The 22,324-nt window shown below is 38.8% G+C and carries 26 protein-coding genes; 10 read left to right on the forward strand and 16 right to left on the reverse strand.

The genetic code is table 11. The features are described 5' to 3' along the window. Nucleotides 1-136: 136 nt before the first annotated feature. The 5 genes from coaA to V5290_RS14755 form a co-directional block, all read right to left on the reverse strand. Nucleotides 137-1,102, reverse strand: coding sequence for a type I pantothenate kinase (gene coaA, locus V5290_RS14735; protein WP_333387386.1), 966 nt, complete (start codon nt 1,100-1,102; stop codon nt 137-139). Next, nucleotides 1,095-1,736 (reverse strand): uridine kinase, encoded by a 642-nt coding sequence (locus tag V5290_RS14740; protein WP_333387586.1) that lies wholly within the window; start codon nt 1,734-1,736, stop codon nt 1,095-1,097. Before V5290_RS14740 ends, coaA begins: the two co-directional genes overlap by 8 nt. A 108-nt stretch (nt 1,737-1,844) precedes the next feature. Beyond that, nucleotides 1,845-2,453: a thiol:disulfide interchange protein DsbA/DsbL gene (locus tag V5290_RS14745; RefSeq protein WP_333387389.1), complete on the reverse strand. Its 609-nt coding sequence runs from the start codon at nt 2,451-2,453 to the stop codon at nt 1,845-1,847. Nucleotides 2,454-2,498: 45 nt separating this feature from the next. Then, nucleotides 2,499-3,488 (reverse strand): serine/threonine protein kinase, encoded by a 990-nt coding sequence (locus V5290_RS14750; RefSeq protein WP_333387392.1) that lies wholly within the window; start codon nt 3,486-3,488, stop codon nt 2,499-2,501. Between the two features lie 235 nt (nt 3,489-3,723). Then, nucleotides 3,724-4,071 carry a hypothetical protein gene (locus V5290_RS14755; RefSeq protein ID WP_333387395.1) on the reverse strand — a complete coding sequence of 116 codons (348 nt, stop codon included), beginning with the start codon at nt 4,069-4,071 and terminating at the stop codon, nt 3,724-3,726. Between the two features lie 161 nt (nt 4,072-4,232). On the opposite strand from V5290_RS14755, the gene V5290_RS14760 reads away from it, so the two are divergent. The 4 genes from V5290_RS14760 to V5290_RS14775 are packed head-to-tail and all read left to right on the forward strand — an operon-like array spanning nt 4,233 to nt 7,779. Further along, on the forward strand, nt 4,233-5,129 hold the full coding sequence (locus V5290_RS14760; RefSeq protein WP_333387398.1) for a metal ABC transporter substrate-binding protein: 897 nt from the start codon (nt 4,233-4,235) through the stop codon (nt 5,127-5,129). Next, entirely contained in the window at nt 5,119-5,991 is an 873-nt protein-coding gene (locus V5290_RS14765) for a manganese/iron ABC transporter ATP-binding protein (protein ID WP_333387401.1), read from the forward strand. Before V5290_RS14760 ends, V5290_RS14765 begins: the two co-directional genes overlap by 11 nt. Before the next feature lie 8 nt (nt 5,992-5,999). Further along, entirely contained in the window at nt 6,000-6,881 is an 882-nt protein-coding gene (locus tag V5290_RS14770; RefSeq protein WP_333387404.1) for a metal ABC transporter permease, read from the forward strand. Then, complete coding sequence (locus tag V5290_RS14775; protein ID WP_333387406.1) at nt 6,865-7,779, forward strand: metal ABC transporter permease; 915 nt, start codon at nt 6,865-6,867, stop codon at nt 7,777-7,779. The genes V5290_RS14770 and V5290_RS14775 overlap by 17 nt, the downstream gene beginning before the upstream one ends. A gap of 42 nt (nt 7,780-7,821) precedes the next feature. Here V5290_RS14775 and V5290_RS14780 read toward each other — a convergent pair whose 3' ends face one another. The 4 genes from V5290_RS14780 to aroE form a co-directional block, all read right to left on the reverse strand. Further along, nucleotides 7,822-8,019, reverse strand: a complete 198-nt coding sequence (locus tag V5290_RS14780) for a DUF4250 domain-containing protein (RefSeq protein ID WP_333387408.1) — start codon at nt 8,017-8,019, stop codon at nt 7,822-7,824. Between the two features lie 66 nt (nt 8,020-8,085). Further along, nucleotides 8,086-8,349, reverse strand: coding sequence for a YihD family protein (locus V5290_RS14785; RefSeq protein WP_333387410.1), 264 nt, complete (start codon nt 8,347-8,349; stop codon nt 8,086-8,088). 23 nt (nt 8,350-8,372) lie between these two features. Further along, the gene (locus V5290_RS14790) at nt 8,373-8,654 is read right to left on the reverse strand and encodes a DUF1488 domain-containing protein (RefSeq protein ID WP_333387413.1); all 282 of its coding nucleotides are present in this window, start codon (nt 8,652-8,654) and stop codon (nt 8,373-8,375) included. A 6-nt stretch (nt 8,655-8,660) separates the two neighbouring features. Continuing rightward, nucleotides 8,661-9,479: a shikimate dehydrogenase gene (aroE, locus tag V5290_RS14795; protein ID WP_333387416.1), complete on the reverse strand. Its 819-nt coding sequence runs from the start codon at nt 9,477-9,479 to the stop codon at nt 8,661-8,663. Nucleotides 9,480-9,702: 223 nt separating this feature from the next. Here aroE and V5290_RS14800 point away from each other — a divergent pair, with 223 nt between their 5' ends. Next, nucleotides 9,703-10,716: a class I SAM-dependent rRNA methyltransferase gene (locus V5290_RS14800; RefSeq protein WP_333387420.1), complete on the forward strand. Its 1,014-nt coding sequence runs from the start codon at nt 9,703-9,705 to the stop codon at nt 10,714-10,716. 55 nt (nt 10,717-10,771) lie between these two features. Here the strand turns inward: V5290_RS14800 and V5290_RS14805 are convergent, their stop codons facing one another. From V5290_RS14805 to V5290_RS14835, 7 genes are all read right to left on the reverse strand, one after another. Further along, entirely contained in the window at nt 10,772-11,920 is a 1,149-nt protein-coding gene (locus tag V5290_RS14805; protein ID WP_333387423.1) for a 5-(carboxyamino)imidazole ribonucleotide synthase, read from the reverse strand. 1 nt (nt 11,921) lies between these two features. After that, nucleotides 11,922-12,404 (reverse strand): 5-(carboxyamino)imidazole ribonucleotide mutase, encoded by a 483-nt coding sequence (gene purE, locus V5290_RS14810; RefSeq protein WP_113819642.1) that lies wholly within the window; start codon nt 12,402-12,404, stop codon nt 11,922-11,924. Nucleotides 12,405-12,579: 175 nt separating this feature from the next. After that, nucleotides 12,580-13,149, reverse strand: coding sequence for an L-threonylcarbamoyladenylate synthase (locus V5290_RS14815; RefSeq protein ID WP_333387428.1), 570 nt, complete (start codon nt 13,147-13,149; stop codon nt 12,580-12,582). A gap of 153 nt (nt 13,150-13,302) precedes the next feature. Beyond that, a complete protein-coding gene (locus V5290_RS14820; protein WP_333387430.1) occupies nt 13,303-13,857 on the reverse strand; it encodes a DNA topoisomerase family protein in 555 nt (184 codons plus the stop codon). Next, complete coding sequence (locus V5290_RS14825) at nt 13,858-14,331, reverse strand: DUF494 domain-containing protein (RefSeq protein ID WP_113819644.1); 474 nt, start codon at nt 14,329-14,331, stop codon at nt 13,858-13,860. 2 nt (nt 14,332-14,333) lie between these two features. Continuing rightward, nucleotides 14,334-15,443 (reverse strand): DNA-processing protein DprA, encoded by a 1,110-nt coding sequence (dprA, locus tag V5290_RS14830; protein ID WP_333387589.1) that lies wholly within the window; start codon nt 15,441-15,443, stop codon nt 14,334-14,336. Between the two features lie 24 nt (nt 15,444-15,467). Beyond that, nucleotides 15,468-16,544, reverse strand: coding sequence for a LysM domain-containing protein (locus tag V5290_RS14835; protein ID WP_333387435.1), 1,077 nt, complete (start codon nt 16,542-16,544; stop codon nt 15,468-15,470). Between the two features lie 94 nt (nt 16,545-16,638). On the opposite strand from V5290_RS14835, the gene def reads away from it, so the two are divergent. The 5 genes from def to V5290_RS14860 are packed head-to-tail and all read left to right on the forward strand — an operon-like array spanning nt 16,639 to nt 22,315. After that, the gene (gene def / locus V5290_RS14840; protein WP_333387438.1) at nt 16,639-17,151 is read left to right on the forward strand and encodes a peptide deformylase; all 513 of its coding nucleotides are present in this window, start codon (nt 16,639-16,641) and stop codon (nt 17,149-17,151) included. A 29-nt stretch (nt 17,152-17,180) separates the two neighbouring features. After that, the gene (fmt, locus tag V5290_RS14845; protein ID WP_333387441.1) at nt 17,181-18,134 is read left to right on the forward strand and encodes a methionyl-tRNA formyltransferase; all 954 of its coding nucleotides are present in this window, start codon (nt 17,181-17,183) and stop codon (nt 18,132-18,134) included. Nucleotides 18,135-18,139: 5 nt separating this feature from the next. Beyond that, nucleotides 18,140-19,438, forward strand: coding sequence for a 16S rRNA (cytosine(967)-C(5))-methyltransferase RsmB (gene rsmB, locus V5290_RS14850; protein WP_333387444.1), 1,299 nt, complete (start codon nt 18,140-18,142; stop codon nt 19,436-19,438). Nucleotides 19,439-19,482: 44 nt separating this feature from the next. Beyond that, nucleotides 19,483-20,859 (forward strand): Trk system potassium transporter TrkA, encoded by a 1,377-nt coding sequence (gene trkA / locus V5290_RS14855; protein WP_290041304.1) that lies wholly within the window; start codon nt 19,483-19,485, stop codon nt 20,857-20,859. 10 nt (nt 20,860-20,869) lie between these two features. Next, nucleotides 20,870-22,315 (forward strand): TrkH family potassium uptake protein, encoded by a 1,446-nt coding sequence (locus V5290_RS14860; RefSeq protein WP_333387449.1) that lies wholly within the window; start codon nt 20,870-20,872, stop codon nt 22,313-22,315. Nucleotides 22,316-22,324: the final 9 nt, after the last annotated feature.

A 22,324-nucleotide genomic window follows, 5' to 3' on the forward strand; every position in this document is an offset into this window, starting at 1 on the left:
AGTACGTCTAGTTGTTGATTTCATAACACTCTCCGATTAATTGGTAGAAAAGTGTCAACCTTATTTAGGACGGGTCACTGTTACATAAAAGGCGCTATTAGCGCCTTTTTTATTGTCGTGATTGGTACCATTACAACTATTTTCGCAATTGTACTTGGCTGACCTGATGATTGGTCGACTTTTTAAGTATCAAATTAGCTCTATCACGAGTTGGGCGAATATTTTCTTCTAAATTTACACCATTGATCTCATCCCAAATTTTCGATGCAATCGCTACTGCTTCCCGTTTGCTCATTTTTGAGTAGCTATGGAAATAAGCATTAGGATCAGTGAAAGCACCCTCTCGAAACTTCAAGAAGCGTTGTATATACCAGGTCTTTAATAAGTCAGTTTCAGCATCAACAAAAATAGAGAAGTCGACAAAGTCAGAAACAAAAGTTCGATGTGATTGATCAGCTTCCGTTGATGCCGCTGTTTGTAGTACATTCAACCCTTCTAAAATGACGATATCAGGTTGTTCAACTTGCAACGATTTATTTGTCATAATGTCATAAGTTAAGTGAGAATAAACTGGTGCGGTGACTTTCTCTTGCCCTGACTTTATTGCTGAAACAAAGTCGATTAAGGCTTTAATATCAAAGCTTTCAGGAAACCCTTTCTTATGCATTAAATTACGCGCTACTAACTCTTTATTGGGGCGTAAAAAGCCATCTGTTGTTACTAAAGCCACTTTTGGGTGTTCTGGCCAACGTGATAATAAAGCTTGCAGAATACGTGCAGAAGTACTTTTACCAACAGCTACACTGCCTGCAATCCCAATAATGTAAGGGACTTTTTCATTATGTGAATTAAGGAACTTATCACGAACCGTATGGCGATATTGTCGAGCCTCAACGTATAAGTTAAGTAGGCGAGATAAAGGTAGATAGATATCAATGACTTCTTGCATAGACAGGGATTCATTTATCCCCTGTAATTGCTTTATATCGTCTTCAGACAACGTTAGTTTTACATTGTCACGTAAGTCAGACCATTCATCGCGCTCAAACTGTATATAAGCGCTATGGCGGTTTTCTGGGTCAAACGCTGAATGGCTATTCATCGGCGAGTTGAGCTTCTTCTAGATAAATTGATCTGCTGTTACCAATTGGATCATCCGCATACAGGTGATATTGGCCGGCAGGCTTAATTAATAGCTCGAACAGATTAACTAAGGCTTCTTGTGACTCTTCGATATTAACTTGTTCATGTAATCGTTTACGTGCGGTTTCAAAATTACTTTTTACCCAACAGCTGTAATCATATAAGTCTAGATAAGCTTCTTGTAATAGATATACCCCTTCGATCAGGATGATATCAATATCAGTAAAGTGATAATCGACGGTACGAGGTGATTCTGCATCATCAAGATTGACTGACGTTTTGATACTACCAAATAGTTTGAGAGGAAGAATCAGCTCTTCAAACATCTCATCAAAGCGGTATGCATTCAGGTAATATTCTTCTGGGCTGTTCATGATATTGAAGCGAACGTCTTTACTCGCTTCCCAGTCATCAGTATGAATAACTGCAACGTTCAGTCCATCTAATCGCAATGCAGCTGCAATTTTTTCGGTTAGTTCACGTTTGCCACTACCTTCAATCCCACTAATAGCAACAATTTGTGCCTTAGTAGACTCTTTGTGGTTGTGTAGTTCTTTAATAGCACTTTTCATTTGTGCTGAATTATTAAACATGGTTTTCAACGGTCATCTCCCCTTTTGGACGCCGCTATTATGCCATAAAAATGAAAAAAGCCACTAATGTGGCTTTTTATTTTAAATTGATTGTTTTAAAACAACGGTTTAGTCAGTTTTTTTAGTTAAAAAAGTCACTAACTCAGTGAATTCTTTAGTGCTTTTAACTGAACCTGTATTAACTTTGTACTTACCATTAACAATTAATGTAGGTACACCACGTACTTTAAATGTTTCTGTATTACGCTTCATTTGTGCAGCCATACCATTTACTGGGAAGCTAGCTAAGGCGCCTTTTGCTTCTTTTTCTGAAATACCAGCTTTAGCAAAGATATCAAGGATATCTTGTTCATTATTGATTGCTTTACGTTGTACATGTATTTGATCAAAGATAATGCTTGTTACTTCTTCTTTTACATCTAATAAATCAGCAGCAGCATAAGCTTTAGTAACTTCATCAGCCATTGCTCCACCTAAGAAGTTAACATGGCTCTTTTTAACTGTTACATCAGCAGGTAACTCTTGTTCAAGATTTTTCATTAACGGTTCAAACTTGAAGCAATGTGGGCAATAGAAAGAGAAAAACTCTAATACTTCAGGCTTCTCAGTTGCTGTTTGTTTAATAACGTCATAGTGAGTGCCTTCTTTAAAATCTGCAGCTTGAACACTTAACGGCAGTAAAAACAAACCGATTAATAGAGCAAAAACCTTTTTCATTGTGTGATCCTTTATTATCTTTGTTGTGACTTTATGATGTAAAAATTAATAGTGTGGCTGAAGCATAATAGGTGCTTCATCTAATAATACTAACTGTTGTTGTAGCGATTGTAACCACTCTTTCCAATATTGTTCTGTTATAAACCATGGAAAGTTACGTGAAAACGCAGGATCTTCCCAACGATTATTAATCCATGCTGCATAATTGATCATGCGCAGCGTACGTAGGACCTCAATATAGGCTAATTGTTCCGTCTCAAACTCATATTCTTCTTGATAACCTTCTAGAATCATAGAGATTTGTAACAATTGTTCATTTCGATCGCCATTTAATAACATCCATACATCTTGTACAGCCGGTCCCATTTTACAATCATCGAAATCAACCCAATATGGTTGCCCTTCTTTTAGTAAAATATTACTGGCATGCGCATCACCGTGTATTGCGATCATTGTTAACTTCGGTAGCTTTTTTGTGGTTATTTTATAGTGCAAATCTTGTAACGTTTGAAAGACGTCTGATTGAATACTTTTAGGTATAAACTGACAGCCTTTCAACGTATCAATGGAGGTTTTAATAGTGCTATCGATAGATAACGTTGGACGTTCAGAAAATTGATGTTGAGCTCCTACTTTATGCAATTTACCTAACGCTATGCCTACATCATACAAGCTATCTACGTCATCGACAGCAAGTGAACGTGCAGATAGGTTTTCAAATAAAGCAAAAAAATAACCAGCGAAACTATGTAATGTTTTACCATCAACTTCTAAAGGTGCTGATAATTTGATTCCCGCTTCACTGAGTTTTTTAGAAAATGTATGATCTTCTAGTAGTTGATGCTCAGTCCAGCGCTCTGGACGGTAAAACTTCACTACATAACGTTGTTGATGTTCATCGGTGAAAGAGAAAACTCTATTTTCATAAGAGTTGAGTGCTAACAAGCCTGTCTCAGGGTAAATACCAATACTTGCAAGTGCATCTAATTGGCATTCAGGGGTTAGTTTTTGATAGGTTTGGCTTGTATTTGACATTATATTTCTCCAATAAAAAAGGCGCTGCCAATGTATTAGCGCGCCCCTGTAAAATATTTATTCTTCTATACGTAAAATGTTAATACGGTCTGCATAAGATAACAAATTCATGAGTGATTGATATAGCTTGGCTTAAATAATTTATTAGTAGTTTTGAGGGGAGCAGAAGGTAAGTTTAGTGTTTTTTAAAGAAATAAAGTACTCGAGTCATGAGTACTTTATTGAGGTATAGATTTTATAGTGTTTCAGTACAACCTTTTGCAGTCATTACTGGAGTTGCTATCTCTTTCGCTGTGTCGTAGCTTGTTTGCATTTTTTCAGTCGCTGTTGCAGTGCTAATACCTGCTGTTGTCAGTAAGCTAGATCCACTTTCTATGCTGGTCATTTTTGCTTCATAGTCTACAAACGTTTGTTTGATTTCAGCACAAGTTAAACTTGGGAAATTAGTTTCTAGTAGGTTATTGGTTAAACTAGCAACTGTGCTTGTCGTGCCTGTTGAACTGCTATCAGTTGTTTCTGTGTTGGTTGTTTGGCAACCAGCAAGTAACACACCACCTAATAAAATTAACGCTGTTTTTTTCATTTAGAATCCATTTGTTATTAATAGATAAACCAGTGTATTTTTTTATACAAAAACAATCAATCTGAAACACCTATCAAAACGATAATGAATATCATTTGCGATACTGTAAATGTACTGCTATCTTTAAATTACTTATTAAACGAATTGGGTAGGCTGGGTGTATGTTAAGAACTTTATTGATGGTGTTGATACTTATTTTTCAGGCCCAAGCAGGCTATGCAGCCTCGAATGACAAATTTAAAGTAGTGACGACTTTTACTGTTATCGCTGATATGGCAAGGAATGTTGCTGGTGATGCGGCCATTGTGGAGTCAATTACTAAAGCGAATGCTGAAATTCATAACTATCAAGCCACTCCGGGTGATTTACGTCGAGCGCAGGGCGCAGATATGATCCTGTATAACGGATTAAACTTAGAGTTATGGTTCGATAAATTTTTTAATAACTTAAAAAATGTGCCAAAAGTAATTGTTTCAGATGGTATTGAACCAATGGGTATTACGCAAGGTGCTTATTCAGGTAAACCCAATCCACATGCTTGGATGTCTGCCCCTAATGCATTGATTTATGTTGAGAATATCAGAGCAGCATTAGTTGAACATGATCCAAAGCATGCTGCAACTTACAACACTAACGCTAAGCAATATAGTGAGCAAATTATTGCTGCTGTTGCCCCTTTCAAAGCCCACATTGCAGCAGTACCAGAGCAACAACGTTGGTTAGTGACTAGCGAAGGAGCATTTAGTTACTTAGCACGAGATTATGGTTTGAAAGAGTTATATCTATGGCCAATGAACTCAGATGCTCAAGGCACGCCACAACAAGTTAAGGCGGTCATAGATACGGTACGTTTAAACAATATCAATGCCGTATTTAGTGAAAGCACGGTTTCAGCTAAACCTGCACAACAAGTCGCTAGAGAAACAGGGGCACTTTACGCGGGCGTTCTTTATGTTGATTCATTGAGTAATAAAGATGGCCCAGTCCCTACTTATATTGATCTGTTAACGACGACATTAAGTCGAATAGCAGCGGGGGTAAATCAAGATGCGAAATAAACAAACAACGGCAAACGAAATAAAAATAAATGATATAACAGTGACTTACCGAAATGGCTTTACCGCTATTCATAATGCTAGTTTCTCTTTGCCTAAGGGTTCTATCACTGCATTAGTAGGTATTAACGGTAGTGGTAAATCAACTATTTTCAAATCGATTATGGGATTAGTCAGCTTAAAAACGGGTTCAGTGAACATTTTGGGCTTATCAGTTAAACAGGCGTTAAAAAGCAATATTGTTGCTTACGTACCGCAGTCAGAAGAGATCGATTGGGATTTCCCTATCTTAGTTGAAGATGTGGTGATGATGGGGCGTTACGGGCATATGAATATGTTGCGTATGAGTTCAGCCAAAGACCGTGAAATGGTTGATCAAGCGTTACGTCGTGTGAATATGCAAGATTACCGTCACCGTCAAATTGGCGAATTATCGGGTGGTCAGAAAAAGCGTATCTTTTTAGCTCGTGCGTTAGCACAAGAGAGTCAGGTTATTTTACTCGATGAACCTTTTACTGGTGTAGATGTTAAAACTGAAGAACACATTATGCAGTTACTAAAAGTATTGCGGGAAGAGGGTAAAGTGATTTTAGTCTCTACGCATAACTTAGGCAGTATTCCTGAATTCTGCGATAGAACAGTCTTTATTAACCGTACTGTGTTGGATGAAGGACAAACGGGGAAGGTATTTACACCAGATAATATACAAAAAGCCTTCGGCGGCGCATTACGTCACTTTGTGTTAAGTGGCGATTTATTGCATACCGATGATGATAAACGTCAAGTTACCGTGATCAGCGATGATGAGCGTCCAGTTGTTCTATATGGAGAGCAACATACTAATACCGTGCTTAATCAGCTATAGGAGGCGACATGTTGGAGTATTTATTAGAACCCTTTAGTTACGATTACATGGTTAATGCTATTTTAGTGAGTGCACTGGTAGGTGGGGTTTGTGCTTTTTTATCTGTGTACTTAATGCTTAAAGGCTGGTCGTTAATTGGTGATGCTTTATCACACTCTATTGTTCCTGGAGTTGCGGGTGCTTACATGTTGGGGCTGCCATTTGCAGTAGGGGCGTTTTTTTCAGGTGGTTTAGCGGCAACTGTGATGTTGTTTCTAAACCAAGCCTCTAGATTAAAAGAAGACGCCATTATCGGTATTATTTTTACTTCGTTTTTTGGTTTGGGTTTATTCATGGTCTCTTTGAGTCCAACGTCTGTGAATATTCAAACGATAGTGATGGGTAATATTTTGGCCATTACACCTTATGATACTTTGCAGTTAGTGATTATTAGCCTGGTGACCCTAGCTGTATTAACAGTGAAATGGCGTGATTTTATGGTGTTGTTTTTTGATGAACAGCATGCAAGAAGTATTGGTTTGAATGCGAATGCTTTAAAAATTATCTTTTTCACCTTATTAAGTGCATCAACAGTAGCTGCGCTGCAAACAGTAGGGGCTTTTCTAGTGATTGCGATGGTTGTGATCCCAGGTGCTACGGCTTATTTGCTCAGTGATAAATTTAGCAACGTGATTTTTATTAGTATTAGCATCGGTACGCTTAGCTCTTTAATTGGTGCATATCTCAGTTACTTCATCAATGGGGCGACTGGCGGCATTATTGTTTTATTGCAAACCTTTATCTTTTTATCTGCTTTCTTTTTCTCGCCTAAGTATGGCTTGATCAGTAATAGAAAAAAGCAACGCGCACTAACTGTTAAACAAGGAGAATTACATGACAGCACTATTTGAAAATTTAACTTCTCCGTTTATTTTTGATTTCATGCAACAAGCGTTTGTGATGGTACTTATTTTAGCAGTACCGACTGCAATACTGTCTTGCTTTTTAGTTTTAAAAGGGTGGTCATTGATGGGAGATGCTATCTCTCACTCTGTTTTGCCCGGCATTGTGATCGCTTACGTGTTGGCTATTCCTTTTGCTGTTGGTGCTTTTGTTGCAGGTATCGGGTGTGCTGTGTTTACTGGTTACATTAAAGAGCATAGCCGTCTGAAAGAAGACACAGTGATGGGGATTGTCTTCTCAGCTATGTTTGCCTTAGGTTTGTTATTAATTAGTAAAATAGAGACAGATGTTCACCTTGACCAAATATTATACGGCGATTTATTAGGCAGCAGTTGGAGTGGTATTTTAGAAGTGGCTATCGTGAGTTTAGTAGTTTGTACCTTCTTATTTGTACAAGGCAAAAACTTATTATTATATGTATTTGATAGGCAACACGCACAGGCAATAGGGTTGTCTGTTAGGTTTTTACATTATGCATTGTTATCTGTGTTGTCGATTACCATTGTATTTGCGTTAAAATCGGTGGGAATGATTCTAGTAATTGCTATGTTGATCACTCCTGGTGCGATTGCTTTTTTATTAACTCGTAACTTTTACAAGATGTTAGTGATCAGTGTAGGTGTGTCATGTAGCTGTGCAGTATTGGGTATCTACCTAAGCTTCTTTATTGATAGTGCACCAGCACCAACTATCATTATGCTGTTGGCAGCACTGTTTATTGGCGTGTTTAGTTACAGCAGTTTAAAGGTAAAAAAATTAACTAAGAAAACGATTAAACATGAGAAGAAGCATGTGGCTAAGGGGGCATGGTTAGGTTATCCATGTCGTCTTCGGAACCAATGTTGATAATCTAGTGTATATAAACAAGAGCAGGGCATTTATAGTGTGTTAATAGATGCTCTGCTTAAATTGGTGATTACTTAAGTCATAGATAAAACCTGCACTTGCTAGCCTTGCCTTCAACATAGGCTTATCCATTTCGTAAGTTGAACATAAATCATCTAATGTTTTTTGTTCATTTCTCAATTTCATATTAACAATACTTAATAGCATATTAACATCCATCTTTTGGTAGTTCTCTAACATTGCGATCTCCTTGTTTAGCGATTGCCTCAAGTACATTAAATGAATAATTATTTAATGTACTTGGTATTATAGTAAACCTCTTGCCTTTAATAATGCACTTTGAAAATCGTCTTCGCAATCTTTTGCTATACCTGGAATCATTTCATTTTTTTCAGTTTGATCCATTTTTAAGTGATAAATAATTACTTCATCGGTTAATGTATCGATTGCTCCATCAAAACCTGATTCAGTGGCAATCTGCTTTAACAGTGTTAATAAATCTAGATCTTGATGTTTTAACCAATATGGTTTTATTAACTCTAATATCTCGTTAATACGGTGATTTTGCATAATTAAACCCCTTTATTTGATGGTTAACAATGGTTGAGCTCTATACTCCCATCATCATTAAAAGCTTGCTGATTAATCAATGCTTCAGCGAGATCCTCAATATCAAACCGTGCCGCTTCAAACAGCACTAATGCACCTTCCTTATTAGCACTGGCTGGTGGAGTATTTGGTTGTTCAAGTGCATTTAATGCTTCCCAGGAAATCATGCAATGAATTAAGCGTCCTTGGCATTGAGCGTGAAACTCGACTTGTTGCAAATCATGGTTATAGTATTCGTTATCAGAAAATAGAATACTTTGATTCATATTAAGTTAACCGGCTAAATTATGGCGTAATTCATTTAAAACTTGTTTTGCACCTGGTTTTACACCGCGCCAAATAGCAAAGCTTTCTGCAGCTTGTCCGACTAACATACCTAATCCATCAATAGTGAGTCGTGCTCCGTTGTCTTTTGCCCAAGCATTAAATGCAGTGACTTGTGCATTATAAGTCATGTCATAGATTGCAGTTTCAGGAGTAATTAAGCTGCTAGAAATGGCTGGTAAACTACCATGTAAGCCTGCAGAAGTTGAGTTAATGATAAGGTCAAAGGGGCCTGATAAGTCGTTAAACTCGCTTGCGTTTATATTGCCTAGTTCCTTGAAGATGGAGACTAATGTCTCAGCTTTTTCAAAGGTTCGGTTAGCGATCGTTAACTGCGCAGGGCTTTCAGCTAAAAGAGAGCCACATACACCGCGAGCTGCTCCACCAGCGCCTAATAACAAGATGCGTGCACCTGTGAGATCAACATGATTGTTTTTTAAATCTAAGACTAAACCTGCACCGTCAGTGTTATCACCAATAATTAAACCATCATCGGTTTTCTTTAAAGTATTCACTGCACCAGCTAACCGAGCGCGATCCGTTAAAGATTGTGCAAATTGAAAGGCTTCCTCTTTAAAAGGTGCTGTAATGTTACAACCCTTTGCATCACTATTAAAAAAGGCTTGTACGGAAGCAGTAAATCCATCAACAGGTGCTTCAACAATGCCGTAGGTCATTTGTTGCTGTGTTTGATTAGCAAATAAAGTATGAATAAAAGGCGATTTACTATGTTTAATAGGGTTGCCAAAAACAGCGTACTGATCCATGTGAGCTCCAATTTTAATAAGTTTAGTCTGAGCTTAATTTAACATGTCTGGTTTATACAGGGTATCTAAGTGGGGTAATTAATATTAGTTTTCTATTATTAAATTCTTGTATTAAAAATCACTGTTTGTTTTGTTAACGCTTACTATATTGTTAATATAGCCTTTCATTATCTGGCATACATATTTTGCTGAATAGCTGTCTCCCTTTACTGAGTTTTTGATTATGCCAATAACTGCTTTATTAACCGCTGCCTTAGCGAAGCGCGAAATTCTTTTTAATAATCTTTCCAAAGAGGAACTACCTAAAACAGATTGTTTTCGTGTGTTTCATGGCACTGTAGAAGGGGTCAATGGCCTTAATATAGATCGTTATGGTGATGCATGGTTAATTCAAACCTTTCATGAAACCTTAACAGAAGAGCAGTTAGCAGAGATTAAAGCGGTATTGTTAAATGTTGCTGATCTACCTTTGGTTTATAATGATAGATCAAACAAAAACTCTCGTATTATTAATGAATTAGATGAAAGTACTGAAGTTTTTGCACAAAGCGATCAAGTAATGTCTGAAAATGGTGTGTTATTTACTAGTAAATTGCGTCACGAAGGGCAAGATCCACTGTTGTTTTTAGATATGCGTATTGGTCGTGAGTTTATGAAAAAACACAGCCATAAAAAGAGTGTGTTAAACCTGTTCTCTTACACATGTGGAATCGGCATTGCAGCGGCTGTGGGCGGTGCAAAGCGAGTTGTGAATGTAGATTTCTCTTCTTTTGCGTTAGCCGCAGGACGTAAAAATGCGCAACTCAATGATGTAGAGTCAGTTTGTCAATTTATCCAAAGTGATGCCTTTCCTGCTTTGCGTCAGTTAGCAGGACTTAAGGTGACGAGCCGAAATAATAAAAAACTACCGAGCTACCCTAAAATGTCTGCATCACAGTTTGATTTAGTATTTTTAGATCCTCCACGTTTTGCTAAAAGTGCATTTGGCACGGTCGATCTGGTGAATGACTACCAAAGCCTATTTAAACCTGCGCTATTAACCACTAAACCTGGTGGCACGATTGTTTGTTGTAACAATGTCGCTAAGGTAGATAAAGAAGTGTGGTTTAAAAGCCTAGTGCGTTGTGTTGAAAAGCAGGGTAGAGAAGTGACAGCAGTAGAGTGGCTAGACTGCCATACTGATTTTCCTTCTTTTGATGATAATCATCCATTAAAAATCGTAGCACTAACACTTTAATAGGCATAAAAAAGCCGAGTTATAAACTCGGCTCATATTACTACATTCTTTTATATTAACTTTCTAATAAACGCTGTGCAGTTTCTTTTACACCAGGATAATCTTGCTCTGGCAGAATTTCAGCTAATTGTAGTAGCTTATCTCCTAATGCAGCATTAGATTCTGCTGACACATTGATATGTCCCATTTTACGGCCTGCACGTTGTGCTTTTCCATACCAATGGCTTTTAACATCAGTGATGCTAAGCACTTGCTTGCTGATATCTGCTTGGCCTAATACATTGATCATAGCGCTGACTTTTTGCAGCTTAGTATCACCTAATGGCAAACTAGCAACGGCACGCATGTGGTTCTCAAACTGGCTACAAGCTGTACCTTGTTGAGTCCAATGACCAGAGTTATGTACACGTGGGGCGATCTCATTAACCATTAACTTACCATCAACATCAAAGAATTCGATAGCTAATACGCCAACGTAATCCATCTCTGCAGATAGTTTATTAAATGCATCAATCGCTTGCTGTTGAATGTTAAGTTCAATCTCAATAGCTAATGATAGCGTTAATACTCCATCTGTATGCTGGTTTTCAGTAACAGGGTAGATCGCAATATTACCCGCTTTATCACGAGCACCAATAACCGATACTTCACGGTTAAAAGGGATCATTTTTTCTGCGATGATACTGTGCGGGAAGGTCTCTGTTCCTGCAGCAATAAACTCAGCCATTTCTGACCAAATTGCATCTAATTGATCAACTGACTTTAAGCGCCATTGGCCTTTGCCATCATAACCCGCTTGGCAGGTTTTAATCACTAATGGTAAACCTAACAGCGAGACAGAATCGACTAGGTGTTGCTTTTCAGTGATCAATTTATACGGTGCAGAAGGTACACCAGTTTTATCCAGCAGTGCTTTTTCAATGCTACGGTCGCCGCCAGCTTTGATTGCTGCTTTACCTGGGTAAAACTTTCCACTGTCATGGCATAAAGCCAGTACATCATCAGGAATATGTTCAAACTCACAGGTGATCACATCAACTAATGCGATTGCTTGTTCAAGAGACTGGTCAAATGACTGTAACGTCAGTGGATGAATAACTTGCTTTGAACCTACGTCATAGGCGCGCACATTTAGATTTAACGGCGCTGCTTCTAAACTCATCATGCGTGCAAGTTGCCCTGCACCTAAAACTAGAATATTCATATTAAACCGCTGGATCTGGATTAGCTAAAACTGTATCTGTTTGCTTTTGACGGAACTCATCAACTTTAGCAAGTAACTCTGGTTGTTGGCATGCAAGAATTTGTGTTGCTAATAACCCAGCATTGGCTGCACCTGCTTCACCGATAGCGAGTGTACCTACGGCAACGCCCTTAGGCATTTGGCAAATAGATAATAAAGAGTCGACGCCTTTCAGTGCTTTCGACTGAACAGGAACACCTAAAACAGGTAAGCTAGTAAAAGCTGCTGCCATCCCTGGTAAGTGCGCGGCACCACCAGCACCGGCGATAATAACTTTAATCCCACGTTCAGCAGCACTAGAAGCGTAATCAGCTAGTAGTTGTGGAGTACGGTGTGCAGAAACCACACGTGTTTCGTATTCAACACCAAAAGAATCTAACATATTTGCCGCGTGTTCCATGGTCGGCCAGTCAGACTTAGAGCCCATAATAATACCAACTTTCATACATACTCCTGTAATAGGGAATTATTTACAATGCGCGCGATTATATACCCGTTAGCCTACAAGATGCAAAGTTCGACCTGTCAATTAGAAGGGGGATTTTGAAGGGGAAATAGTAAAAACCTCCACATTTTATAGTAAAGGTTTTGATTCATTAGATGATACTTGTTGGAATGGCTTAACGTAAACGCTTACCCGTCACTGCATCATGAATTTGTGAAGGGTTGTCTAAGCCAGTTACAGGTTGATTAACGACATAATCAAGCAAGGGATGATTAACAAACATCTGCTCAACTTGCTCACCAGTAATACAGGATTCCTCGCCAGACAAATTGGCGCTGGTGGAGATTATCGGTTTGCCAAATTCGTTACAGATAGCTTGTACAACAGGATGTTGAGTGACACGTACTGCAATGCTGTCAAAATCACCGCTTACTAGCTTAGAAAGTGAATTCTGCACAGGAACAACCCAAGTGAATGGGCCTGGCCAAGTAGCCTTAATTTTGTCCATTTGCTCTGCATTTAATGAAGAAAAGTCTGCATAGTTCCCTAATTGCTTAATATTAGCCGCAATTAAAATCAGTCCCTTATGTGCAGGGCGTTGCTTTAAATCGAGAATTTTTTGAATGGCAATGTCACTGTCTGGATCACAACCCAATCCGAATACTGATTCCGTTGGATAAGCAATCACGCCCTCTGATGTTAAAGCTGAAAGTGCTTGAGATAGTTGGTCTTTACTAATTGTCATGAACAGTCCTACTTATTACTGGCTTCAGCGGTTTTAATATAAAACAGCCAATAATTATATAACCTCCATGCTAATTAACGAAAGTGAAACATTATATAAAGTTAGAAACATTAGTTATGCAATATAGCTAGCTGTTCAGGTGACTTATTGAAGTTAAATAGGTTTACTGCGGTAACCACACCCTTTTTTAGGGCAAAGCATGCGTGTGGCAGTCGCGGTTTTTCGTTCAACTAATATTGGCCACTTACATTCAGGGCAGAACTCATTAACTGGTTTGTCATTCACCGCATATTTGCAATCAGGGTAATTATCACAAGCATAAAAGGTTTTACCAAAACGTGATTGACGGGCAACTAAATGACCTTTTTTGCAGCTTGGACAAGCAATGTCAGCTTCGTTTTTTTCAGGTTGTGCAGTTTGTTCTGATAATTGCGCTGTATGCTCGCAATTTGGATAGTCACTACATCCAATGAATAGACCAAATCGACCTTGTTTTAAAACCAATTCATGTTCGCATAAAGGACAACTCGTACCTGTTAATACTTTTTTAATATCGCTTTTTTCATGCAGCGGACGTAAGTAATCACATTCAGGATAGGCGCTGCAACCTATGAAAGGACCCTGTTTTCCATTTCTGATATGTAATGCTGAACCACACTTAGGACATGGCTCTGTGACTTTTTTATGGTGTGTGGTTAGGCTGCTCATTTAATGAATCAGCCCCTCTTCAAAGTCCATGACCATTGATTCTAATTGTAGGAATGCATCATCGCTAACTGGATCATTAAATAGCACCATTAAGATCAGCCATTTAACATCTTCAAGAATTAATTCACCGCTATCTAATGCCATGATGCAATCAATTACCATTTCTCGGGTATGAGTGGTGAGGATTTTAGCTTCTTCTAGGTAATTAATATAATTACGACAAGTCAGAGAAATTTGGCGCTGCTCTTGTTTATTATAAATACGATGAGAGGTTTTCTTTTCAGCAGTAGCACGACTTTGAGGCTCTTGATTATGCATGTTAGCAAGGTTATCCAACCAAGCTAATGCTTTGGTTATATCAGACTTTTGAAAGCCTTCTTGCATTAACTCATCGGTCACCTCTTGCGTATCAAGCTCCATGGTTTGGTCAACTTGGATATAACTTTCAAAGAGATACATGATAATTTCGAACATAGCTAGCCTTTTAACTTAGTGTAACCTTGCGGTTGGACGGTAATTGTACCATTTATCTCTAATTCTATTAACTGATTTTGTAAGCTCACTACATCTAATCCACTTCGTGCCAGCAACGTCTCAAAGCTGGTTAGATTATAATCGATTAAAGCTAATAAAGGTGACTGTTTGCTCGTTGAAGCTGTTGCCTTTTCTACTGTTACTTGAGGTAACTGTAAAGCCGGGAATTCATTAATAATGTCATTACAATCTAAGATTAATTTTGCCCCTTGCTGAATTAATTTTAAACAACCGCAAGCTTGTGGGTTATCAATGGAGCCGGGCAGTGCAAATACTTCTCTATTTTGTTCATTTGCATAACGAGCTGTGATTAATGAGCCACTTTTTATCGAGGCTTCAATAACGAGTGTTCCTATGCTTAACCCTGAAATAATTCGATTACGTCGAGGAAAGTTACTTGGATAAGCCGGGGTATCTGGCCAAAACTCCGATACCAGTAAACCTTGTTCACTGATTTGTTGGGCCAACTCAAAGTGTCGTTTAGGGTAGATATTGTTTAAACCAGTCCCTAATACAGCAACAGTTGTTCCTGATCCTTTCAAGGCGCCCTTATGTGCCATACCATCAACGCCAATAGCTAGGCCACTGGTAACTGTTATACCAATGCTAGATAGCTGTTGAGCTAGGTCGTAGGCTTTTTCTTGTCCATAAGGGGTACAGCTTCTACTACCTACAATAGCAATTTGCGAAGCATTAAGTAGCGTGATGTTACCTTTTAAAAATAACAGTAAAGGGGCGCTGCTGATCTGTTTTAATAGCGCAGGGTATTCAGGGTCTCCATAACTAATAATATATTTATTAAGTGTAGGTTGGTGCCAAGATAAACATTGTTCAATATGTGCTTGGTTAGGATGTAAAAAGGCATTAATTTGTGCCTCATTTAACTTAAGCTTAGCTAACTGTGTTGCATTGAGTTGAAAAAGAGATTGGATAGAATAATGGGAAAGTAATGAAAAAATTTTACGTTTCTGTATTGCTGGAATAGCATCAAGTGCTATCCAGTAATACAGAGGATTATTGGTTATATCATTGTCAAATAAAGAGTTTTGAATAGTAACCTACCTTAATTAAAAGGCTTAAAATGCTAACCCTTCAATTTTATATGTTGAACCTATAACATCAGTACCGCGCATTAAAATCGCAATACTGAGTTTTTCATAGACTTTAAATACCATTAATTCACCTACACGCTCTGCTGGCAGGGTTAAATCAGGATCGCCGATTTGGTCAAAGGCATCACCATCTTCTTGGTAAATAACGTCATCGTTTACTAGAATAGCTTGCCCAGAACGTAAAATTGAGAACATTGAACCGATCTCTACGTAATCTCGCGCCCCTTTATCAATTACTACAACATCCCATTTACCAATCGCTGATGGACCATTTAATGAGGATAAAATACGACCTTTTAATGATTTGCTTACAGGCTTAGGGATAAAGTAAGCGGGTAATGTTTCATACTCTGGAATCGGTAAAATTAAGTCACCTTGGCGCGCTTCTCTTGAGCTTCTAATTAGGCTAAGTGGCGTTACTTTATCTGTTTTATCAACATTAGGGCTTTGCGATACTTGTGCTTGACCGATAAATAGTAGTTCAGACCCTAGGTTTTCGCTATATTCCCCCTTGAAGTTCTCGCCTAAACGGTAGATTCCATACAATTTATTTGAGTCATATTGGCCTTCGCCGTAAAAAATATCCCCTTCAAAGAAACGTGGAGAACCTACTGCATCACCCAATACTTTAGGTGAGCCTTCTACTAATTCAGGTGCGATGACATGGTCTTTGGTTAAGAAGGCTGACAATCTATTTAATGGAATAATAGCGATAGCTTGGTCTTTTTCTTCAATGCGTGGCGTTGGAGAAAGCTTTTTCAGGCGTTTACGGGTTAGTCGTGGTTCACCATCAACCCAAATAAGGTTTAATACATCACCAGGGTAGATAAGGTGCGGGTTTGCAATTTGACTATTATTTTCCCATAGGCGAGGCCATAACCAAGGACTATTTAAAAATAGTGCTGAAATGTCCCATAGTGTATCTCCTTTTTTCACTATGTATGTTTCTGGGTGGTCGGCTCTTAGTTTCAGTGTGTCAGCAAGAGCTGCCATTGACAACACCGCACCAATGAGGAGCGATGCAATAAGTTTTAATTTCATAACAATCCTTGCCCTGTGATTAATAAAACTGTTTTTTATAATAGGAAATGACTAGAATTAACTTTTTAACATTAATAATGAGAGCGATAATACCATGGCTTTACTCGAAGTATTACATTTTCCAGATGATCGTTTAAGAACGGTTGCGAAACCTGTCGAAGAGATCACCCCTGAAATCAAGCAATTCGCTGCAGATATGATTGAAACCATGTATGACGAAGATGGTGTTGGTCTTGCTGCAACGCAAGTAAATGTACATCAACGTATAGTGGTCATTGATGTATCTGCTGAACGCAATCAACCGTTAGTATTGATCAATCCAACGATTTTAGAAAGTGATGGCGTTGAAATTTCTGAAGAAGGCTGTTTATCAGTGCCAGAAACGAATGCTGAAGTGCAACGTGCTGAATTTGTTACTTTAGAATACCAAGATTTAGACGGTGAAAAACAAGTGGTTAAAGCAGATGGTTTATTTGCGGTATGTATTCAACATGAATTAGACCACTTAAAAGGTAAATTATTCATCGATTATCTATCACCATTCAAACAAAAGCGCGTTAAAGCAAAATTAGAAAAGTTAAAACGTCAGCAGAAAAAATTCTCATAATTATTCATTCAACAGTTTAAGGTTATTTTGTGGAAAAACTAAAGATCATTTTTGCAGGCACTCCCGATTTTGCTGCTAACCATTTACAAGCATTGATCGATGCTGATTTTGACGTAGTCGGTGTCTATAGTCAGCCTGACCGTCCAGCAGGGCGTGGTAAAAAGCTCACAGCTAGCGCTGTTAAAGAAGTCGCTGTAGCAAATGATATTGCGGTTTATCAACCAGAAAACTTTAAACAAGCAGAAAGCGTTGAGCAATTAGCATCATTAAATGCAGATTTGATGATTGTTGTTGCTTACGGTTTAATTTTACCAACCAGTGTTTTAACTACGCCTCGTTTAGGCTGTTTAAACGTACATGGTTCATTATTACCAAGATGGCGAGGTGCAGCACCTTTTCAACGTGCTATTTGGGCTGGCGATAAAGAAACAGGCGTGACTATCATGCAGATGGATGAAGGTCTTGATACTGGCGATATGTTGAAAAAAGTCAGCTGTCCAATTGATTCTCATGAAACCAGTGCTTCTTTATATGCCAAAGTCGCAGAACAAGCTCCATCAGTATTGATTGATACTATTAAACAGTTACAAGCTGGTGAACTGGTTGCAGAAAAGCAAGACGAAGATGCAGCGACCTATGCTAAAAAGTTAAGCAAAGCAGAAGCTCAAATCAACTGGCAAGATGACGCACAATTCATTGACCGTTGTATTCGTGCTTTCAATCCTTGGCCTATCAGCCATTTCCAGTGGGCAGGACAAGTCATCAAGGTACATCAAGCTAAACTGGTGGATACTGAAACAACTGCGCAAGCTGGCGCAGTCTTAAAAGTTGATAAACAAGGCATTCAAGTAGCGACTGGCAAAGGCGTTATCAATTTAGAAATTATTCAGTTAGCAGGTAAAAAAGCGATGCCTGTGGCAGATGTTTTAAACTCTCGCCATGATCTGTTTAGCACATCAAGCAACTTACTAGAACAAGGTTAATAACAATGAACGTACGTGCGATTGCCGCTAAAGTATTAAATCAAGTGGTAGAAAAGGGGCAATCGTTATCACAAGCATTGCCAGCCATACAGCAAGAACTCACTCCTAAAGATAAAGCCCTAGTGCAAATGCTCTGTTACGGCGTATTACGTACCTTGCCTCGCTTAGACTTTTTCTGTCGCTCATTAATGAAAAAACCATTAACGGGTAAACAACGTGATTTACACTTTTTAATCTTAGTGGGCATGTATCAACTACTGTACACCCGTATCCCAAGCCATGCGGCCGTCGGTGAAACAGTAAACGGCGCAAAAGCCTTAAAGAAACCTGCCTTAAAAGGGATGATTAATGGCGTATTAAGAAGTTTTTTACGTGAACAAGAAGCTTTGATTGAGCAAGCAGATCAACAACCCGCTTTATTATACTGTCACCCAAGTTGGTTAGTTAAGCGTCTACAGGCTGCCTATGGCGAAGAAAAAGCCGCTGAGATAATGACTGAAAATAACCAACAAGCACCGATGTGGTTACGTGTTAATGCGCGTTTTAATGATCGTGAGCAATACCTTGCGTTATTAACAGAGCAAGATAAGCAAGCAGAAGGTACTGATAATAATGACAATGCGCTTTGTTTAGAAAGTGCTTGCGATGTTTATCAATTACCTGGTTTTGAACAGGGCTGGGTATCTGTGCAAGATGGTGCTGCACAGTTAGCGGCACATTATTTAGAAGCACAACCAAACGAACTGATCTTAGATGCATGTTCAGCACCTGGTGGTAAAACAGTACATACATTAGAGTTACAGCCTGAGCTTAAACAGATGGTTGCAGTTGATTTTGATGAAAAACGTTTACTGCGAGTGCAGGAAAATCTTGATCGTTTAAATCTGCAGGCGACTGTGATTCATGGTGATGCTTCGAAGCCAGACGAATGGTGGTCAGGTGAACAATTTGACCGTATATTATGTGATGCACCTTGTAGTGCTACAGGTGTTATCCGTCGTCATCCAGACATCCGCTGGTTACGACGTGATAGTGATATCAATGAGTTAGTGTCATTACAACAAGATATCTTGCAAGCATTATGGAAGAAATTAAAACCGGGTGGTGTATTGTTATATGCAACATGTTCGATTTTGCCCGATGAAAATGATCTGCAAGTCGAGCGTTTTTTAGCGTCCACCAGCGATGCCTCATTGATTCCTTTATCTAGCAAGATTAGTGACACGGTTTGTCAGCGTCAAATTTTGCCAAATGAGCAAAAAATGGATGGTTTCTATTACGCGAAACTACAAAAAGCGTTATAAAACGATATCAACGACAATAGTCTATCGATAACTAGTGAGACGAAATGAAAATTATTATTTTAGGTGCAGGACAAGTAGGCGCTTCTTTAGCTGAAAATTTAGTTGGCGAAAATAACGATATCACAGTGGTTGATGAAAACCATGAAGCCTTACAAGAGTTGCAAGACCGTTTCGATTTGCGTGTAATACAAGGTAGCGCTTCGTGTCCTACTACGTTAGGTAATGCTGGAGCAGTAGATGCTGATATGTTGATCGCTGTGACGAACAGTGATGAAATCAACATGGTTGCCTGTCAGATTGCCTTTACTTTATTTAACGTCCCTAAAAAAATAGCGCGTATTCGCTCGCAAACAGTCGTGATGCATGAACAAGAATTATTTAATAAAGATGCTTTCCCAATTGACCATATTATAGCGCCTGAGAAGTTAGTAAGTGATTACATTGCTCAACTCATTGAATATCCTGGTGCATTACAGGTAGCTAACTTTGCTAATGGTAAAGTTGGTTTAGTGGCTATTCGTGCTTACTACGGTGGTTCGCTGGTGGGTAATGCTATTTCAGCATTAAAAGAGCATATGCCGAATATCGAAGCGCGTGTTGCAGCGATCTTTAGACGTGGTAAAGCGATTCGTCCACAGGGGACCACGATTATTGAAGCCGATGATGAAGTATTCTTTATCACAGCGAGCCCCAATATACGTGCGATCATGGGGGAGATGCAGAAATTAGAGCATCCTTATAAACGTATTATGATCGTGGGTGGCGGCTATATCGGTGAAAGCCTTGCGAAACGCTTAGAAAAAGAAAACTCAGTTAAATTGATTGAGAAAAACTTCCGACGTGCAGAGCATTTATCTGAAACTTTATCTAATACTATCGTTTTCTGTGGGGACTCATCGGATCAAGATTTATTATTAGAAGAGCATATTGATCAAACAGATTTGTTTATTACCGTTACCAATGATGATGAAGCGAATATCATGTCTGCAATGTTAGCCAAGCGTTTAGGCGCACGTAAAGCCATGGTTTTGATTCAACGTACTGCTTATGTTGACTTGATCCAAGGTAACATCTTAGATATTGCTATTTCCCCACAACAAGCGACGTTATCCGCGCTGTTAACCCATGTACGTAAAGCCGATTTAAAACATGTTTATTCATTACGTGAAGGGTTAGCTGAAGCTATTGAGATCGTTGCACGTGGCGATAACATGACTTCAAAAGTTGTAGGGAAAGAAATTTCACAATTAAAACTACCAAAAGGAACCAGTGTGGGAGCAATAGTGCGTGAGGAGCAAGTATTGATTGCGCATGACGATACAGTAATAGAAACCGATGATCACGTGATCCTATTCCTAGTGAATAAGAAGTACATTAGTGATATCGAAAAACTATTTCAACCTAGTCCGTTCTTCTTGTAAGCAGTAAACAATGACTTACCGTCCACTGTTTTTTATTACTGGGCTTGTGCTGTCAAAAATGGCAGTGTTTATGTATTTTCCGATGATATTAGCTTTCTACACCGGTACTTTTGGTGGGATGGAGTTTTTATTATCAATCATCATTACCCACCTCGCTTCGATTGTTTTTTTATACCTTGGTGGCGAAAAGCAACGTTCTCATTTAGGTGTCAGGGAAATGTTCCTGTTAACGACAGGGGTATGGATTCTAGCCAGTTTATTCGCAGCATTACCTTTTGTATTTATAGAGCATATTAGTTATAGCGACGCTTTCTTTGAAACCATGTCTGGCATTACTACCACGGGCAGTACGGTATTACATGGTTTAGATAACATGCATCATAGCATTCTGTTGTGGCGATCAATTCTACAGTGGTTAGGCGGTGTTGGTTTTATCGTTATGGGCGTGGCTATTTTACCCTTCTTAAATGTTGGTGGTATGCGCTTATTCCAAACCGAGTCGTCTGATTGGTCTGATAAATCTTCGGCGAAAACACGACAAGTTGCCTTAGATATTTTGCTGGTTTATATCACCCTAACCATCGCTTGTTATATTGGCTACCGCTTTGCCGGTATGGAAAATTTTGATGCGGTTAATCATGCCATGACCACTATTTCTACCGGTGGGTATTCAACATCAGATAGTTCTATGGGGCATTTCTCTAACTTCGCACATTGGAATGCGATTATTTTCATGTTTCTAGGCGGTATTCCATTCCTATTAATGATTCGAACCATGCAACAAAAGTCTTTAACACCGTTGTGGCAAGATGCACAAATTCAAGGCTTCGCGAAGTTAATTATCGCTTGTACATTAAGTTTGACTATTTACTTAGTCAATTCGGATCAATTTTCCTGGCTCGATGCATTGCGCCTAAGCATGTTTAATGTGGTCTCTGTCATAACGACAACAGGCTTTGGTTTAGATGACTTTTTAACTTGGGGTGACTTTAGTATTGTGGTGTTTGCTGGGCTATTATTTTCAGGAGCATGCTCAGGTTCAACATCTGGCGGTATTAAAATTTTCCGTTTCCAAATTGCTTTTAGTTTATTACAACGACAACTTATGTTGTTAATGCATCCTCATGCCTTATTTCCACAAAAATATAATAACCGTAAAGTTAGCGATGAAATTTTACGTTCTTTAGTGGCTTTTATTCTTGCCTATATGGCAACGATTGCAGTATCTACATTATTGTTAACTGCATTTGGTTCAGAGGCGATGATCTCGCTTACTGCTTCTATAACAGCAGTATCAAATGTTGGTCCTGGCTTAGTACCTGCGATTGGTCCGTCAGGGAATTTTGCTGGTTTTCCAGATGCGTCGAAGTGGGTGTTATCAATTGGAATGTTAATGGGACGCCTAGAAATATTGACGGTTGCGGTGATGCTAACAAGGCACTTTTGGCGTCGTTAAATCTCTATT

Source organism: Psychromonas arctica, assembly GCF_036697365.1.
In the GTDB taxonomy this organism is placed as follows: domain Bacteria; phylum Pseudomonadota; class Gammaproteobacteria; order Enterobacterales; family Psychromonadaceae; genus Psychromonas; species Psychromonas arctica_A.